This is a genomic window from uncultured Rhodospira sp. (genome assembly GCF_937138205.1).
Taxonomy (GTDB): domain Bacteria; phylum Pseudomonadota; class Alphaproteobacteria; order Rhodospirillales; family Rhodospirillaceae; genus Rhodospira.
Window position 1 is genome coordinate 1 of record NZ_CAKZOT010000108.1, and the last position, 15,850, is coordinate 15,850.

Annotated in this window: 10 protein-coding genes; 6 read left to right on the top strand and 4 right to left on the bottom strand. The window is 60.8% G+C overall.

The window, feature by feature from the left end:
• Nucleotides 1–88: 88 nt before the first annotated feature.
• The gene (locus tag Q0309_RS15610; RefSeq protein ID WP_299443239.1) at nucleotides 89–436 is read right to left on the bottom strand and encodes a hypothetical protein; all 348 of its coding nucleotides are present in this window, start codon (nucleotides 434–436) and stop codon (nucleotides 89–91) included.
• Between Q0309_RS15610 and Q0309_RS15615 the strand changes: the two genes are divergently transcribed.
• The 3 genes from Q0309_RS15615 (at nucleotide 428) to Q0309_RS15625 (ending at nucleotide 3,028) form a co-directional block, all read left to right on the top strand.
• A complete protein-coding gene (locus Q0309_RS15615; protein WP_299443242.1) occupies nucleotides 428–1,285 on the top strand; it encodes a site-specific integrase in 858 nt (285 codons plus the stop codon). The two genes, Q0309_RS15610 and Q0309_RS15615, sit on opposite strands and share 9 nt — an antisense overlap.
• Before the next feature lie 172 nt (nucleotides 1,286–1,457).
• Nucleotides 1,458–1,709, top strand: coding sequence for a helix-turn-helix transcriptional regulator (locus tag Q0309_RS15620; RefSeq protein WP_299443245.1), 252 nt, complete (start codon nucleotides 1,458–1,460; stop codon nucleotides 1,707–1,709).
• Complete coding sequence (locus Q0309_RS15625) at nucleotides 1,709–3,028, top strand: type II toxin-antitoxin system HipA family toxin (RefSeq protein WP_299443248.1); 1,320 nt, start codon at nucleotides 1,709–1,711, stop codon at nucleotides 3,026–3,028. Before Q0309_RS15620 ends, Q0309_RS15625 begins: the two co-directional genes overlap by 1 nt.
• A 68-nt stretch (nucleotides 3,029–3,096) precedes the next feature.
• Here the strand turns inward: Q0309_RS15625 and Q0309_RS15630 are convergent, their stop codons facing one another.
• Nucleotides 3,097–3,573, bottom strand: a complete 477-nt coding sequence (locus Q0309_RS15630; protein WP_299443251.1) for a hypothetical protein — start codon at nucleotides 3,571–3,573, stop codon at nucleotides 3,097–3,099.
• A gap of 542 nt (nucleotides 3,574–4,115) precedes the next feature.
• Between Q0309_RS15630 and Q0309_RS15635 the strand changes: the two genes are divergently transcribed.
• A complete protein-coding gene (locus Q0309_RS15635) occupies nucleotides 4,116–7,310 on the top strand; it encodes a P-loop NTPase fold protein (protein WP_299443254.1) in 3,195 nt (1,064 codons plus the stop codon).
• Entirely contained in the window at nucleotides 7,307–9,745 is a 2,439-nt protein-coding gene (locus tag Q0309_RS15640; protein ID WP_299443257.1) for a hypothetical protein, read from the top strand. Before Q0309_RS15635 ends, Q0309_RS15640 begins: the two co-directional genes overlap by 4 nt.
• A 17-nt stretch (nucleotides 9,746–9,762) precedes the next feature.
• Here the strand turns inward: Q0309_RS15640 and Q0309_RS15645 are convergent, their stop codons facing one another.
• Nucleotides 9,763–13,995, bottom strand: a complete 4,233-nt coding sequence (locus Q0309_RS15645; protein WP_299443260.1) for an ATP-binding protein — start codon at nucleotides 13,993–13,995, stop codon at nucleotides 9,763–9,765.
• 15 nt (nucleotides 13,996–14,010) lie between these two features.
• Nucleotides 14,011–14,418, bottom strand: a complete 408-nt coding sequence (locus tag Q0309_RS15650) for a hypothetical protein (protein ID WP_299443263.1) — start codon at nucleotides 14,416–14,418, stop codon at nucleotides 14,011–14,013.
• Nucleotides 14,419–15,295: 877 nt separating this feature from the next.
• Between Q0309_RS15650 and Q0309_RS15655 the strand changes: the two genes are divergently transcribed.
• Nucleotides 15,296–15,664, top strand: a complete 369-nt coding sequence (locus tag Q0309_RS15655; protein ID WP_299443266.1) for a DUF3363 domain-containing protein — start codon at nucleotides 15,296–15,298, stop codon at nucleotides 15,662–15,664.
• Nucleotides 15,665–15,850 lie beyond the last annotated feature (186 nt).

Genomic DNA, 15,850 nt, shown 5'->3' on the forward strand with positions numbered 1-15,850 from the left:
CGCCTGAAAAAGCGCCGCTTTTCAGCACGTCTGTCCAGCCACCGCGAACCCAGGATAGGCAGCCTAGAGTTGCCTCGCTCCACCCCCTTCAAGGGTGTCCGGATGCCCGTGGAATCGGTGTCCGGATGTTCGTGGAACCGGTGTCCGGATGTTCGTGGAACCGGTGTCCGGATGTTGGCGGAATCGGTGTCCGGATCGTCGTGGAACCGGTGTCCGGATGTTGGCGGAATCGGTGTCCGGATCGTCGTGGAAAACGCAGATGGAACAGATTGCCGCCGGCTAGGACCCCCGCCAGCACCACCGCGAGGCACTTGAAGCCCGCCGCGCGGCGCGGCGCAATACGTTTGCTGTTGCCGCCGCCGAGTTCATCGCCAGCTACGCCGAGCGCAACACCCGTCCCGGGACCGTCCGCGAGTATCGCCGCGCGTTGCTGCATGAACCCGGCGTCGCCTCCTGGCAGGACCGGCCGATCAGCACCATCACCAAACGTGATGTCCTTGCCGTGGTCGACGGCATCGTGGCGCGGGGTGCGGAAACGGGGGCCAACCGCTGGCTTGCCTACGCCAGCAAGTTCTTCGGCTGGTGTGCCGAGCGCGAAATCATCGACGCCGTTCCCACCGATCGTGTCCGCAAGCCGAAACGTGAGGAACATCGCCATCGGTTCCTGAGCGACGCGGAAATCCCCTGGGTCTGGCGGGGGCTCGACGCCGTCGGCCCGCCGTTCGGTCCTCTGTTTCAGCTTTGCCTGCTGACCGGCCAGCGGCGCAACGAAATCGCGGCCCTGCGCTGGTCGGAGGTCCATGGCCTGGAGGGAAGCGGCCCGTTCATCGACTTGCCCCCCGAACGAACCAAGAATGGCCGGCGGCATGTGGTTCCGCTTTGCCCCATGGCGGCGGCCCTGGTGCGGTCCAGGCCCCATGTCGAGGCCAGTGACTTCCTGTTCACGGTCACCGGGCGGACCAGCGTCACCGGCTTTTCGAAAGCCAAGACGCAGGTCGATGCGGCCATTGACGCGGCCCGGAATGCGGAGGGTCTGCCGCCTCTCCCGCCGTGGGTCTGGCACAGCCTGCGCCACACGGTGGCGACCGGCCTCCATTCCCTGGGCGTGGCACCGCACGTGATCGAAGCCACGTTGAACCATGTCAGCGGCACACGGGGCGGCATCGCCGGTGTCTACAACCATGCGGAATACCTCCCAGAGCGCCGCGAGGCCCTGACCCTGTGGGCGAGCCATGTGCTATCCCTGGTGGACACCCTGCCGGCCGCAACACCCCCTCAAGACTGAGCCGGAATTGGCCGAATGGACCGGATCCATAGGCATAGCGCGGTCCGGATCATGATCTCTCTGTCATATGTTGCCTTTATGATTCAAGCGGCATAAACTTAGAAAATAACGAATGGATCATACTGCCGAGATATGATCCAGATCGCATATCGCGGGGGAAGGGGCTTCCATCATGAGCGACATTGCCCGCACGCCGAAACACCTCGGGGCCGTCATCCGCCGCGCTCGCCGCGCGGCCGGGCTGACGCAGGCGGCCCTCGGCGAGCGGGCCGGGCTTTGGCAGGAGACCGTCTCGCGCATCGAAAACGGGAATGGCGCGACCAAGCTGGAAACCCTGTTCGACCTTCTGGCCGCCCTTGACTTGGACCTCACCATCGGCCCCCGGAGCAAGGGCTCGGCCGCCGACATCGAGGACATCTTCTGATGGCGCGGCCCCGGGCCCACGATCCCCTCCAGGTGTATCTGAACAACCGTCTGGTCGGGCACCTTCGAAAGGACAGCGGCGGCGCGATCAGTTTCGTTTACGATGCCGCCTGGTTGGCGTGGGGCCACCGGCTGCCGATCTCGCTGTCCCTGCCGCTCACGGAGGAGACCTATCGAGGGGCGCGCGTCGAGGCCGTGTTCGATAACCTATTGCCGGACTCCCCTGTCCTCCGGCGCCGCGTCGCCGAACGGGTGGGCGCGCGGGGGACGGATGTCTACAGCCTGCTGGAGGCCATCGGCCGGGACTGTGTCGGCGCGCTTCAGATCGTGTCGGAGGCGGCGGCACCGGACATCATGAGCGGCACCGCCGGAGCGGTCAGAGGGGTTGCGATCGATGAGGACGCGATCGCCGATATCCTGCGCAACCTTGCGCGAGCCCCGCTTGGCCTGGGGAATGAAGACGACTTTCGTTTGTCGATTGCCGGGGCGCAGGAAAAGACCGCCTTCCTGTATCGGGACGGACGGTGGCACAAACCCCTGGGCACCACGGCGACCACCCACATTCTCAAGCCGCAGATCGGTCGTCTGTCGAACGGGATCGACCTGTCGAACAGCGTGGAGAACGAGTTCTATGGCCTGCGCCTACTTGGCGCTTTCGGGGTTCCGGTGGCCGAAGCCCGGATCGAGACGTTCGGCGATGTCCGCGCGCTCGTGCTGACCCGCTTCGACCGTCGCTGGACGCGGGACGGACGCCTGCTGCGATTGCCGCAGGAGGATTGCTGTCAGGCCCTCGGTATCCCGTCGACGCTGAAATACCAGAACCAGGGTGGACCCGGCCTGACCGATCTCGTCCGCCTGCTGAAGGGCAGCGACCGTCCCCTCGACGATCCCCTCACGGTGTTCAAGGCGCAGGTCCTCTTCTGGCTGATCGGCGCCACCGACGGCCACGCGAAGAACGTTTCGGTGTTTCTGACCCCCGGAGGGCGGTACGCCCTGACCCCGCTGTATGACGTGCTGACGGCCCAACCCAGCCTTGATGACGGCACCATCCAGAAGAAGGCGATGAAGCTGGCCATGGCGGTCGGGGACCGAAACCATTACCGCATCGACGACATCACCGGGCGGCACTTTCTGCAGACGGCGGCACGGGCGGGCCTGCCGCTGCCGGCCGCTCGGGCTGTTCTGACGGAGATCGCCGAGAGCGCGGAAAAGGCGCTGGCGGACACCGAGGCCGGCCTGCCGATGGATTTCCCCGCGTTCATCCCGGACAGCGTGACCCGGGCCGTGCGGGCGCGGCGGAACCGGCTGATCGTGCCGTGAGGGGCGGGTGGACGGGGCGCAACGGGAGAAGGGCGCCAATCAAGCCTCCGCCGGAACCGAACAATCCCCTATCCGGCGACTAATGCGTATGCACGCCGCATACGTCCGGACACGCGCTGGCTAGCTTCCTGACCGTATCGGGCCACTTCCTCGGCCACGACACCACCGTCCCGAATTTTCTGGCGGGGGATAATGGTCTTATCGTCCAGCCGAAGAACACGAGCCGATTGGCCCCCAGGTTTACGACCCGGCACACCGCCTTCGTTTTCCAGAATGATGATCTTGGTATCGGGGCGCGCATCCTTGATCGGCTTCAGATAGCGCCAAAAGTCAGCCCGAGAACGATCATACCACGCGTCCGTAACAATCACGTCAGGATTGATCTGGGAGACGGCATGCGCCAGCCGCAATGGCTCAGCCAGGGCATATGCCTTCACGGTTTGATTACTACTATTTCGAAGAGAGTCAACAAGGGATCGGAGCCGGTTCGGTCGTTCGCTGACAACCAGAACCCGCGTCGCATCGGCCAATTCCGATCCAAGCATCGCATGTCATCCCGTCGATAAGGCCAACAAACAACGGTCCACGCCCACCCATCTTCGGGCGAGCGTGGTCCGTCAGAAGCCGGCGGAGTTTAGACGTCCCGGCACGGCGCGACAAGCCGCTGAGGCAGCCTACGCCCTTATCATAACAGATATCTTGGTCCGTGCCGATGGCTGGGTAGGCAGCGCAAAACCTTGTGGCACCGATAAGTGCTGGCCCTACCTGTCGACCGCACCGGGGACCAACGGGGGCAGCGGCGCGACGCCACTTCGGTTGCGAGACGCTCGCCAGACCCGCCATCCTATCACCTCGCGCGTGGAGTTCGCTCAGCCACCTTACTTATGGATACATGATCTTCGAGTCGCGCACAAGCTTATACCAACATATTGGGCGTGCTCCGTCAACGAACCACAAATGTCCACCCACGTTGCAATTCCGTGGCGCTATCGGGGCGATTCCCATCACTCGGTAGTTTCCACCATGCGTGAAGTTCGCTACCCTTCCGTCCGCACCGTTATCCAGCATCCGCCCCGAGGATCCCGACATGGTTCGCTCCACCGTCTCCGACAACACCAACCAGAATACCGATTGGCTCGAAGAACTGGAATTCCTTGGGCAGGCCAGCCAGCCGCACCTTCCCGTCGGTCGCCTTTACAGGCAGCAGCGTCATGCAGCCAGAAGCATCGCGGAAGCAATCAGGCATCTAGCAATGCACGCAAGCCGCGCCGACGACATGGTGAAGGCAACGCGCAAACAGGACCTGGAAATGGAGGCCTCCGGCCAGCGGTCCAATCCAGTGGATCGTGGTCAGCCGAACCCTGACGAAGGCCGCCAGGACATGCAACGCCATGTCTTCGTTCTGGATGGCGCCCGCGGATCAGGTAAGAGCACCGCTTTGCACACTATTCAGGAGCTCATAAAAAACGATGCCGTTGTCATAGAAGTTCCGGATTCCTTGCTGGACCAGGAGCGCCCGATGGAAGCGATCCTGGCGGAAATCGAACGGGATCTGACCCTGCGCCGGAAGAACGCCAAGGACGATGATCGACGAGCAACGCTCGAGAGGTTTCTTGATCGCTTGCGGCAGGACGTGCACGTGGGCTGGACGCTGGCGCATGGCGAGGGGCGAACCGCTCTGTTGAACGACACGCTGGACTTCACGGATTACGTAAGAGCCAGAGCAAAGTACAATGTACAGGGGTACGGACGCGTCGATGCGTGGCACAGCTTTATCAAGGATTGGCTGAAAGAGGTTCATGAAAAACCACTTCTGGCCCTGATTTTCGACGACACGGACCTTGACCCGGACGCGGGCCGAAAGACGTTGGAAGATATCCGTCTTTACCTATCTCACGCACGTATCGTGGTCATTTTGGCTGCCGACGTCCAGATGATGCGTCGGACCCTGATTCGTCAGACGCTTGCCCAGCACGACACCTATACGCGCACGGTCGGAAAGTTGGTGACCAACAAAGAGGGCATGGACGAGATCTTCCGTCTATTGGCAGAAGACGTGGACGTCAAGCTGCGCGGGCTGTTCCAGAAGCTGTTGCCCTCGCGATTTCGTTTGGAAACGGACGGCCGCAAGGACCTGGAACGTCTGTTCGTGCTGTCGGATGGTACGGGCCCGACCCTCTCCGAGCTTTTTGTCGGCCAATATGCTCGGGAAGCGGTGGACGGCAAGGTGTTTTCAAAACCGTCCCAAACTTCGGAGGCGGAGGCCACAGGGGATGCCGAGGACGTAAAGCAGGGCGCGGCCCCGGAGGCATCCGGGAACAACACGGCACAGCAACAAGAAAGTCGCAAGAACGCCCTGCAATGGTGGTTCGCGAACGCTGCCTACAGCGCCTTGTTCCTGGGCAATATCCGCGCCATTGTACGGTTCACATACGCCCTTTACTTCGGTCCGGACCGGTCGGGCAACATGCCAGATTTCTCGGGTCTCACGGATAGATTTCCAAGGGCGGGGGCCGAAAGCGCATTGACGGTGTTGTTCCGATACCATCAGGGCCCGGTTTTGGCGCGACACGGGACCGGAGATCGCGGCCTTTTGCAGGCTGTGGCCGACAGAGAGGTGCTGCGCGGGTGGCGGGTTGAGGACGACGACCCGCTCACAGGGGAGGGTGCGCGGACTGAAAGCCGCATGGTCGATTACTGGTTCGACGTCCGCCTTGCCGCCGCATACTTGGAGCCAGACTGGGGGGTTGCCGAACTGTGGCTTCCCTATCACTGGGGTGGCCGCGATTTAAGGGGCACGGATCGCACCCGAGCCCGTCTGGGAGTCGCAGCCTTTTATCCCGATCACCCGCTGCCCTGGTCCTGCCTTTATGTCTATCAACTACGTCACCTGGATTCCTGCGTGGAAGAAGCCGAGGTAGGTGGCAACTACAACAGCATGTGGGACGATCCGGAGGACATGTCGGATCAGTTCGCCATCGCACAGGACTTCTTGGCGACAAGAAATGCCAAGCGCAGAATCAGAAAAGCCATGAGGGGAGCAACAGACACGAGTCAATGGAGGGCCTTGAACGCACCTATGAACTATACAAAGGGGCGAATGAACGCCGATTCAGACGTCGATTTTGTGAAGAATAATTCAGTCATAAATTTTGGTCGTGCTCTTGTTGCTTCACTGGAGTTATATAGCAAGTTATTATCGATATTGTGGGATTCTCGGGCAAATGAAAAAGATATTCAAGATAGTTTGCTGAATTTTATTGAGAATGGCAGGAATTTTGCGTACTACAGCAGCGTTTTTGATGTTTTCGATGCTTTGGAAGAGAGCTGGTCAACGTCTTTCCAGCAGGAGAACCCACCGCAGCCTAACACGGGATCTCATTTAATACAATTTTTGAAAGAATTATTTTACCTGGCTCGCTCCCAAGAAGACTGCAGACGTCACTACATGTCCATGTGGGTCTCCGCAGCGCGTCTGGCGTCACTGGGCAATGACTTTGACTCTATAGCGTTCTTCCGGTCTGCACCCAACCCGCAAGGAGATATCAGCTATCAGATCGATGACGCCGAACGCCCCCCCGCCGTCAGTCGCATGGAACGTTTGGCCAAACACGCCCTCGACCTGATCGCAGACAACCGCAGCCGGCGCACGGTCATCCTCCACGCCTGGAGCCTGGTGCCGATCGTGCATGGGCTTGCCAAGGTGGACGACGCCAACATCGACCTTGTTCGCCCCACAGGCACAAAGGGACCGAATGGGAGAACCGGCACTTATTGGGCCGTCTCACAGGACAGCAGGGCAAGAAAGGCATGGGAGGACGTCCGCGATTTCCTGCAACAGGCGTTTGTGATGCTGCTGCGCATGAAACCCCGGAAAGCCACGGTTCCGATGACGGCCACGTTAACGACAATTCGGGAAAACGTTGCGAACGGGAACCAGCCAGTCGAAGATCGGACAACGCCCGAAGGCTTAATCGATCCAATAGACGTCCGCTACTGGTGTTTCGCGGATTTCTCCGATGAAGACCTTTTCGGCAACAAGCACAACTCCCCAAGCATCAAAAACGATATCAAGGGTGCTATCCGACATCTCAAAGAGTCGATGGAAGCCTACGAATCAACATACAATACACTGACAACGGACTCTCCCGACGGCCAGGCCATTCTCGCGATTGCGGAGGCACTTCAGATCGGCCCTGTTCCGGCCAATGAAATCCTGAAAAACCTGCGAAACCTTGATCCGCATCCCGGTTCCGCCGAACAGGCGTCAGACCCGACATGAACATCGGCTCTGGTCACGTCGCTTTTCGCGTCCCGATCGAGTTTCTGTGCTGGCCTCAGCGGATGAAGGGGGAGGACGGAACGGGACGTCAGAGTATCATTGCGAAACCCAACATGGGTTGGCAGAAACACTTCGCCAATTGGCTTCTCCACTTGGATCGCACGCAAAATCTGGGTGTCTTGGAAGACACTGTTGAGCAGTTTTTCAAGGATAATGAGAATTATGTTCAATGGTGGCGTGGCGTGTTGGCGTCGGCCGACATTCGAGTAGAGATTTTTAACGCCGAGCCACGCATCCCGCTTGATCGCCTTCGTGTCTGGCGGTTCGCGATGTCACGTCTTGATCCGGATGCTCTGTTGACGTTGGCCATCGCGGATCAGGCGCCAGGCTCGCCGCATGGCTCCCGCGATCTTCTGAAGGAACTGGAGAACTGGCGGGTCTTCCCGGCCATCGCCCACCCGGATCTGGACGTGCTGGTGGCCCGGGGTGTCGCGGACACCCATGTTCACCTTGAGGCCAGCGATCCAATCCCGGTTCTGTGGTCACGGCTGGTGATCGGGGATGTCGCCTTGGAGCATGTTCCGCGGTATTCCTACAAGGAACTTGAGGGCATCAAGGACAACACAGAGCGTCGGGACAAGCGCCTAGAGGAATTGTGCGCCATCCGACGTGCGCTGGAGTGGCGAAGCGACGTTATCAGGAGCGGTTCCGACGTCTTCAGCTCGATCATGCCCCCAAGTCTGGACCAAAGAACGTGGCGGAGCCTGGACCTCTTGCGGGAAGAACGGCTTTTCTTGCTGACATGCTGGCGTTCGCTCAAACAAAATGACGGCGCTCTAGACGCGGCTTTCCAAGCCAACTTCGACCAGTATCTTTACGCCAAAAGCCGGTTTCTCAGGGAACAGACCCAGTTTCCCGAGTCCGGCGGTGGATTGCAGCGGTTTCGCCAATACCTGGACCGAGGGGAGCCGCTGTCGGAAAAGCGCGGATCCAACCGCTCCATCAGTTTCATGCGCGCTCGGTTGGTTCGTCAGGCCACGATGGCGTTGGAGTGTCCCCATCTGCGCCGCCTTGAGCTTCGCATTGCCCCCCGAAAAACCTTTAAGGACTGGGTGCGCTTTTTCAAAGTTTGGGAATCAGCGTATGAACAATTGGGGCGTCGCGAAGAGGATATTAGATTCATCGTTCATTTTATAAGAGATGCCAAAATACGAGGCGATCAGCCCCAATATTGGGCTTTGCGCAAGCAGATGGACCGGCGCACCGCCCTGCTGCATCTTTTCCGTCACGAGGATCAACGCGAAGCGGCGCTTTCGGAAGTATTCGGCGCCGGTCGGCGGGTTGGAAAAGCTGCCCCCATGTCGGACGGGAGTGCGGCCCCGGATGATGTCCCACGGGCGCCTTTGGCACGCTGGATCGTGGGGCTCGACGTTGCCAACCTGGAACGGGGGTGTCCGCCGTCAGTCATGATTCCGTTCCTAAAGGTTCTTCAGGGGGACTTTTCGCTCCTGGATGATTCGGATCGGATGCCGCTGGAATACTGGGACCGTCTTAAAGCACGTGGACTGCACACGCACGCTTTCAGCCTGCCGCGTTTGCGCCAGACCTATCACGCCGGGGAGGACTTCTTTCATCTGGTGACCGGCCTGCGTCACATCGATGTGCTGATCGACTCTGTTTTACAGGCGCGCGACCGGATCGGACACGGCCTCGCGCTAGGATTGGATCCGAACCTTTGGCTGACACGCAATCAAGGCCGGGTGCAGGTTCAAAACGGTGTCGCCTTGGACGATCTGGTTTGGATCCGGCAGGTCGGGCGTGAGGTCAACGCCTTGCGGCCCGGCGACGCGGACGAGTTGGAACGGGCGGCCTTGCGTCTATCCCGGCAGATTCACGGCATGAACGTGTCTCTGGCCGATCTACAGGACGCGGCGCTGGAGCGCAGGAAGTTCCCGCCACGAATTGACGCGGCCGACCTGAGCCCGGCACGCGAAATCGTCCAGTTAGAGTGCTGGAATCAGGCGGTCTCCAATCGCATGGTCATGCTTGCGGACTCGGAGTACGTAGACCTCTTGGACAAACAGATCCCCATCCTACGGGATGTGCAGAAACATCTTTGCGATAAAATCGCGCGAAAAGGTATTTATATTGAAATAAATCCGTCAAGCAATCTGGTAACCGGGCACGTCCAATTCATGACAGAACACCCGATGCATAGCATCTCGCGAATGAGTGAGGGTCGCGTTCGCCTGACAGTGAACACGGATGATCCGGGCGTCTTTGCGACTCGGATCGACCAGGAATTTGCCCTTGTACTTGACAGTCTATTGCAAGAAAATGAACAGGATATCCCCCGCGTTATGGATTTTCTCGACAAGATGCGGCGGCGCGGTCTTGAGAGCTGCTTCACCACGATCCAGCCCTTCAAACTGTGACACGTCCCGCATGAGACCTATTTTCCATTTCCTGCTGAGTGAGCTGCTGCCTTCCTGCGTGGCTGCTGTCGAGATCGCCGCTTGAGCTGACGCCGAGGAGAGGCCGGCCGATCCCGGAAACGGCTGTCCAGTTCTTCCAAGGTCTCGCGCGCCGCGTAGGACTCGATCTCGAGAAGGAGCTCGAAAAGGGTGGTGCCAAGGTCCCGCGTCTCCGGCCCCAGCCGATGCAGGGTGACGGCCACATTGACCAACTCGACGGCGGCCATGGCAGCGCTGGTGCGAATGTCGCCGAGATCCTTTTTCCAGCCCTCGATCAACGCACGAGACAGCCGGCCAACCAACGGTGCCTGATGCGGAAGCAGGGCCGCCAGTTTCTCGACAACAAATGTCGGATCGCGCTTGGGCGCGTCCCCGATGTGGTCGGCGATCGCCGTCAGCAAGGCGACCGTCTGGTCATCGGGCGACAGATGATCGACGAGGCGGAACAGGTCGAAAATGGCGTTCCAAACGTCGTGAGGGCCGGTTGCCAGCAACCGCAGCAGAATGGGATTGGCGGTGTCACGATACTCGTCCTCAATCCAAAGATGGACGGCGCTGTTCGCGGCGCCGACCCGCTCAGCCTCCAATGCATCCTTCGCAAGAATGTCGGACAATCGATCCGCCGGCCATGGGCGTTCTGGGCGCAGCACAGCCATGAGCGTGACGATTTCCCCATAGGCCATTCTCGTCGGCGCCTTTTCCCCGATCCGCCAGACGGGCAGTAGCTCCTCAACGAGATCGGGGCTCCGCCAATGAGTTCTGGCGAGATAGTGGGCTGCTTCCCGTGTCCCTACCAGTCCAGGGACGGCCTCGAACAGCTTCCGGATAAACGACGCCAATTCGTCGGGCACTGCCGGTTTGATGTATGGCAAGAACCGGAGGAGGTGCTGCCAAATGGCAGGCTCTGTATTGCGGCCAAGATACCAAGAAAGCGTGTCAATAAGTCGATCGCTCTCATCACGTTCAAGTCTGGCGTGCGTGAGCGCCTGGAGCACGGGATAGTCTCCGTGCGGCAGGATCGCGAAGCCCCCATAGCCCCAGAGCAAGCTCTCGTCCATGCGATCCGTTTCGGCGGGCGCGTCCTCGGTCGCGGTGTCGATCTCCGGTTCGTCCGCACCTTCTGGCTCCGCGTCCTCGCCAGCTGTTTCAGGGGCTGCCTCTCTGAGCCACGTCTCGAAAAGGTCGAGGATGCTGTCGGGAATCTGCTCCTTGCGACGTATAAGCTCTTCGATGCCGTGAGCGGCGGCGCCGCGAAATTCCTCACCATCGAAGCCGCGCGAAACGACACTCATGAGAAGTTCGTAGACGAGGGACGGATCCGCTTCCTTGCCGAGGGCGTCGATCGCGTAGCCCGCCGCCCGCGTGCCATTGTCCGAAGACAGACGGGCGATGATACGTTGCGCCCGGATCGGGTCCTGCGCCGCGAATGTAGCGAATTCACGCGAAAGCTGGATATTGCCGCCGGCTATGCGTCTGCGGGGGTGATCCCATCCGGTTGCGTCGGGCAACGCTTCAAAGGCGCCGACGATATCGTCGTCACGCGCCTTCAGCATGTCCGCCGCGCTCATGGGGGAGAGGATTTCTCTGAAGAATGTACCCCCCAACGAGGGTCGCGGCGGGCCGAACCTGCGCTCTTCTTCCTGAACGTGACGGCGACTGGCGGCGCTCATCGCGTTCTTGGGCAGCGATCGCAGCAGATCAAGCTTAATCCGGCGAACGGTGTTGCGCCGCGCCCGCCGTGCGCCTGGGTCCTCCACATCGTCGAGCGGCGGATTGTAGCGCCGAACCGCGTCCTCGAATGCTGCGGTCTGGCTAGCGTCCCATTGCGGGCTGACCGCCCGGATCAACCGGGTCGTGGTGCTTGTCATGTCTAATCCGGTTCCGAGATAAAAACGCCGATGATCCGCCAGCAGGTAGTCCGAGGCATGACCGGCGAAGCGCTCGGGCGCGGATTGGAAGGCGTGCGCGAGGAGTTGGTGGACCGGCGCCAGTTCGATACGTGCTTGGTCGGCCGCCCAAGTCAGAAACTCATCCGGTTGCTGCTGCGCAAAATGCTCGATGGCGGTTCGCAAGGCCCCAGGGATCGCGGGCTCGGGCAAGCTGGTTTCGTCCTCCGCAGCGAACCGGTAGTTGACCAGATAGGCAACCGGGTAACCAAGGCCGTTGCGGTCATGCTCGTCGAACTCATGCAGCCGATCCAGTGCGGTCAGATACCAGGGCCAAACGTGATCGAGGAAGAACTGCGGGGACTGCTCCGCGAGCGCTTGGATGCTGTCCCATTCTCTCGACTCTTCGATGACCTTTTTGATCGGGTCCGTTGGGCTATACCGAGCATGCCATACGAAATAGTCCGAATAATCGTCCGGCGCAGGCGGTGCCAACTTGCTGCGTTCCCGCGCCTCCGCTTCCGCTGCCGTCAGCATGCGGTTGAGTGACGCGACCAATAGCCGTGCCGCCACGTCGGGCTGGTCGGCGCCGATCATCGCGATGATCCCATCGACCTGAGGTGCGGAAATATCCGTTCTGGCAATCAAACGTTCTGCGATCTCCAAGGTTTTGTCGGTCCAAGTCCGAGCGCGGTCCACCGTCACCCAGATCCGGTCATCATTCTTGGCGTCCGGTAGCCATGTGGTTTCGACCAGATCGGCGACATCGTCGGCCGCGAACGGCCATGCCTGGGAGAGCACCCCGATCATGCGGTTGGCCGCGTTGTCGTCGCCGCACATTGCTTGTCGGATGAAGCTGCGGCCGAACCGCCGAAACCATCCCGGACTTCCGGACAGCGCCTGAAACGCGCGCCAGCGGTCTTGCGCGGCCTGAAGCGCCAGCTCCATCAGCAGCGCCTCACGGTCGGTCGGCTCCCTCTGCTGTCCCAGGAAATCGATGAGGAGAAAGCGCAGGTGCTTTCGTAGATCGAGGGCGTTCCAGATTGCTTCGAGCTCGCGATGGTAAGCATGGGGATCGACCCCGCGTAGGTAGGTCAACCCGGTCCAAAGCTTCGGCCTCAGGAATAGGGAGTCCAGCCGGTCGAGAACATACCGAGACAGGCGCCCCGCCCCCCGCGCGAAGTTCCGCGCCAGGGCAAAGTCAAAAACGGTCTGGTGTGTGAATCCGATGCCACCATCGGTTTCGATAAGGATGCCAGCGGCTTCGATCGCCTGGAGATCCTGGCGATGGTCCTCAAAGCGAACGGTTGCGAGCCGAAGGCTTTCCTCCTCGGCCATGTGGTTCGCAATGTCTTCAATCAGTTTGGCCCTGCGCGGGCCGTCGTTCCCAACGAGGATACGGTCGCGCCAGAGTTGCTCAACCATGACCTGATAGGCTGTGAATGTCTCGCCTTTCCTGCGGTTATCGAGCTTGAGGTAAAGCGATAACGCTTGTGGTGTTCGGATCACCTCTTGGGCGTCTGGAGGCCAACCGCTCGCCTTCACCCCTTTCTTTTCGAGAAGCTCGATCACGGTGCTCAATGCCGGCAACGCGAGATCGACAGGCTCGGCATCAATCGAGCGAAGGCGGGTATCGTGGTTGAATTCGAACGTGCGAGCCGAGGCGATAATGTGGATATTGTCGATCCGTCCGACCTGCCGCACCAAGTTCAACAAGATGCTGAGCCGCGCCGTTCGGATATCGAGATAGCCGGCGAGGGCGTCGAGTTGATCAATGACGAGCAGGACCGCTCGGACGCGGGCGATGCGCTTGATCACCTCGCTCGGGGGCGCCGACAGCCCCAGCCGTGCCTGCAGATCTGCTTCATTGGCAATGTCCGGGTCGAGGGCGTCCGCCTTGATCGCGAGCACGGGCCAGCCGAGATCGACGTAGTGGTGCGCGAGCGCCGCCAGCAGGGCGGATTTGCCGGCGCCCGGTAGCCCGAGTAGCACGGAAGCAGATTGGTCAGTGCCTTCGACTTTTTCTTTGAGAACGCTGAATTCCGGGCGCTCAAGCCACTGACCGTCCGGAAGCGTTTTCGGCCAGGACAAAAGGTCCGATGATGCGGCTCTAAGCTCATCTGCAACCGCGCCAGACCAGTCGCATTCCTCGGTCGAGGCCATGCCAACAAGCTCGGTATCCGGACGCTGCTGGGGCGCGTCCCCGGGCATACTCAGCGCAGTCTTGCTGAGCGTATCGACATGCACCGAAACGACGTTTCCGTCGCCGGGTATGATCACATTTCCAACCGCGTTTCCGACGATCTTGACGCTGCGTTCGTTCATTCTCGAGGGCCCCTGCTAAGAGCTCCCGAACCCTGCGGTGACGAGCAACCTGTGCCAGTTGTCGCCAAGCCAGCCGCAAACGGCCTTCAAATGCGGCAGGAGTTTCGACGCTTGGTCCGCGAAACCGTTGGCCTTTTTTGCGTAGCCGATCGCCCGGTCCATTGCCGCACCGATCTCATCCGGGTCGGGGTCTGGTTTGGCGGCTTCTTCTTCGGTATCGGCGAGCGCGCGCAGGAGCTTGCTTTGGTCGGGGGCCTGCAGTCCGGCGAGACGTTCTCGAAGGGCCGCGATCTCGGCGCTTATGTCGACTTGGTCCGGGGACGGGAGAGCGCCCTGAAACTGTGTGCTGACGGCGTTGTGATCGCCGGTGACGATGCTGTTGCCGGTGGCGTTGCCCCCGATGCTGACGGTCCGATCGCCCATGCGCCCCTCCTCTCCAACGGCGTCCATTCGCCTATTGGGTCGACCATACCATGAGCCAGAAACAGAGTGAAACGGCGGCCCGTTTGCGGCTGGTGATTGCATTTCAGCGCAGGAAAACGTGCCGTTCTGCCACCACCGGCAGCTTCCCTGCGAAGGCCTCGGGACCAGCGGAAACGGTCGTCTACAACCCACCCGACAGCATGGCCGCGACGTGTTTCGGCGCGAGATGGCCGGTGGAAGAACCCGCTTCGTGGGATCGGTGACCGATCCTGAAGGGATTGTGTTACCCAGAGCGTTGCGCTTCGGTTGAACGTCGACCGCCGAGACCCGCGTCCTCGTCGCACGTGTCACCAAAATTATCGCCGAAACGGCGTCGCCGGACGGCTCCAACAGCCAGCCGAATGCGCTTCCCAGGCTCACGGAAACCACCCAGATTCCGGTGGTAGACGGCCTATTCTTCACGCTCAGAGCGGCGTCCCACGCGGGGGTTTTGGCGTTGCATAGCGGCCCGGTTGCCCCTCTCAAGACCGTCGGCGACAGCACTGACTCATCGGAATTGGAAGCATAAAGTCGGTCCGCGCAGGTTATTGTTCTGATAAGAGGAAATGACAGAGATCGTAAGGGAGCGTACTAGAGCGCAGAGAAAGACAGGATTGGGACGTAAGGCAAGATAAAAGAGAGCCTCCGATGTCGACTATCCTATTGTCTGCACATCTTTTTTTGAGGAGGCTGCCAGAAGGCGCGGAGGGTTTTTCCTGTAGAGTGCTGATTGTCCGTGGATTTCCGGGAGGCCGCCATGGCCGATGACAATGTCGAGCCGAAGCTGGGCGAACCGTAGTCACGCGGCGGAAAGAGCGCCAAGCGCTGTGCCCCTCGGGTGGCGGCAGCCATCAACCGGACCGGCGCTCCGATCGCCGCGCTGATCAGTCGCGACTGCAACGGCGTTGCCTGCGAGGGCGAACGCGGCGACATCATCATGGCCCCGAACCGGCCGCGGGACGAACGCGACCGCGCCCCCGATTCTGGCAAGATCGTGCTCCAATATTTGGGTGCCCTCGCCACCCATGCTGTGGGGTGGGTGGTCACCCGTGGCCTGTCCTGCGAGATCCGCCACCGCCAGTACCTGATCGTCGATGGTCCGGGCGGCCGGACCCATTGCGTCGATATCGGCCAGTGCGAGGGTGAGGAACGAACACCGGAGGGGGCGATTGTCGACGTCTCGTCGCTCGCGGTTCGGTCAAGTTAAGTCGACCCTAAGATGGCCGCCGTCGCGGAGACAACGGCGGGCGTTACGGTGGCGACGGGGATCTCGCCCACGACCCACCGGTGACCGAAGCCTTCGCCAACGTCCGTGTCCGTGTCCGTCGTCGGGGTCAACCGGAACGTGTCAACGACTTTGAGACAGTCGGATTGGGAGATTAAGCTCTGTTGC

Excerpts from the sequence above, each read along its gene's own strand:
- Q0309_RS15625 (WP_299443248.1), top strand. The coding sequence starts at position 1,709 with ATGGCGCGGCCCCGGGCCCACGATCCCCTCCAGGTGTATCTGAACAAC.
- Q0309_RS15635 (WP_299443254.1), top strand. The coding sequence starts at position 4,116 with ATGGTTCGCTCCACCGTCTCCGACAACACCAACCAGAATACCGATTGG.
- Q0309_RS15630 (WP_299443251.1), bottom strand. The coding sequence starts at position 3,573 with ATGCTTGGATCGGAATTGGCCGATGCGACGCGGGTTCTGGTTGTCAGC.
- Q0309_RS15640 (WP_299443257.1), top strand. The coding sequence starts at position 7,307 with ATGAACATCGGCTCTGGTCACGTCGCTTTTCGCGTCCCGATCGAGTTT.
- Q0309_RS15645 (WP_299443260.1), bottom strand. The coding sequence starts at position 13,995 with ATGAACGAACGCAGCGTCAAGATCGTCGGAAACGCGGTTGGAAATGTG.
- Q0309_RS15610 (WP_299443239.1), bottom strand. The coding sequence starts at position 436 with ATGCAGCAACGCGCGGCGATACTCGCGGACGGTCCCGGGACGGGTGTT.
- Q0309_RS15650 (WP_299443263.1), bottom strand. The coding sequence starts at position 14,418 with ATGGGCGATCGGACCGTCAGCATCGGGGGCAACGCCACCGGCAACAGC.
- Q0309_RS15620 (WP_299443245.1), top strand. The coding sequence starts at position 1,458 with ATGAGCGACATTGCCCGCACGCCGAAACACCTCGGGGCCGTCATCCGC.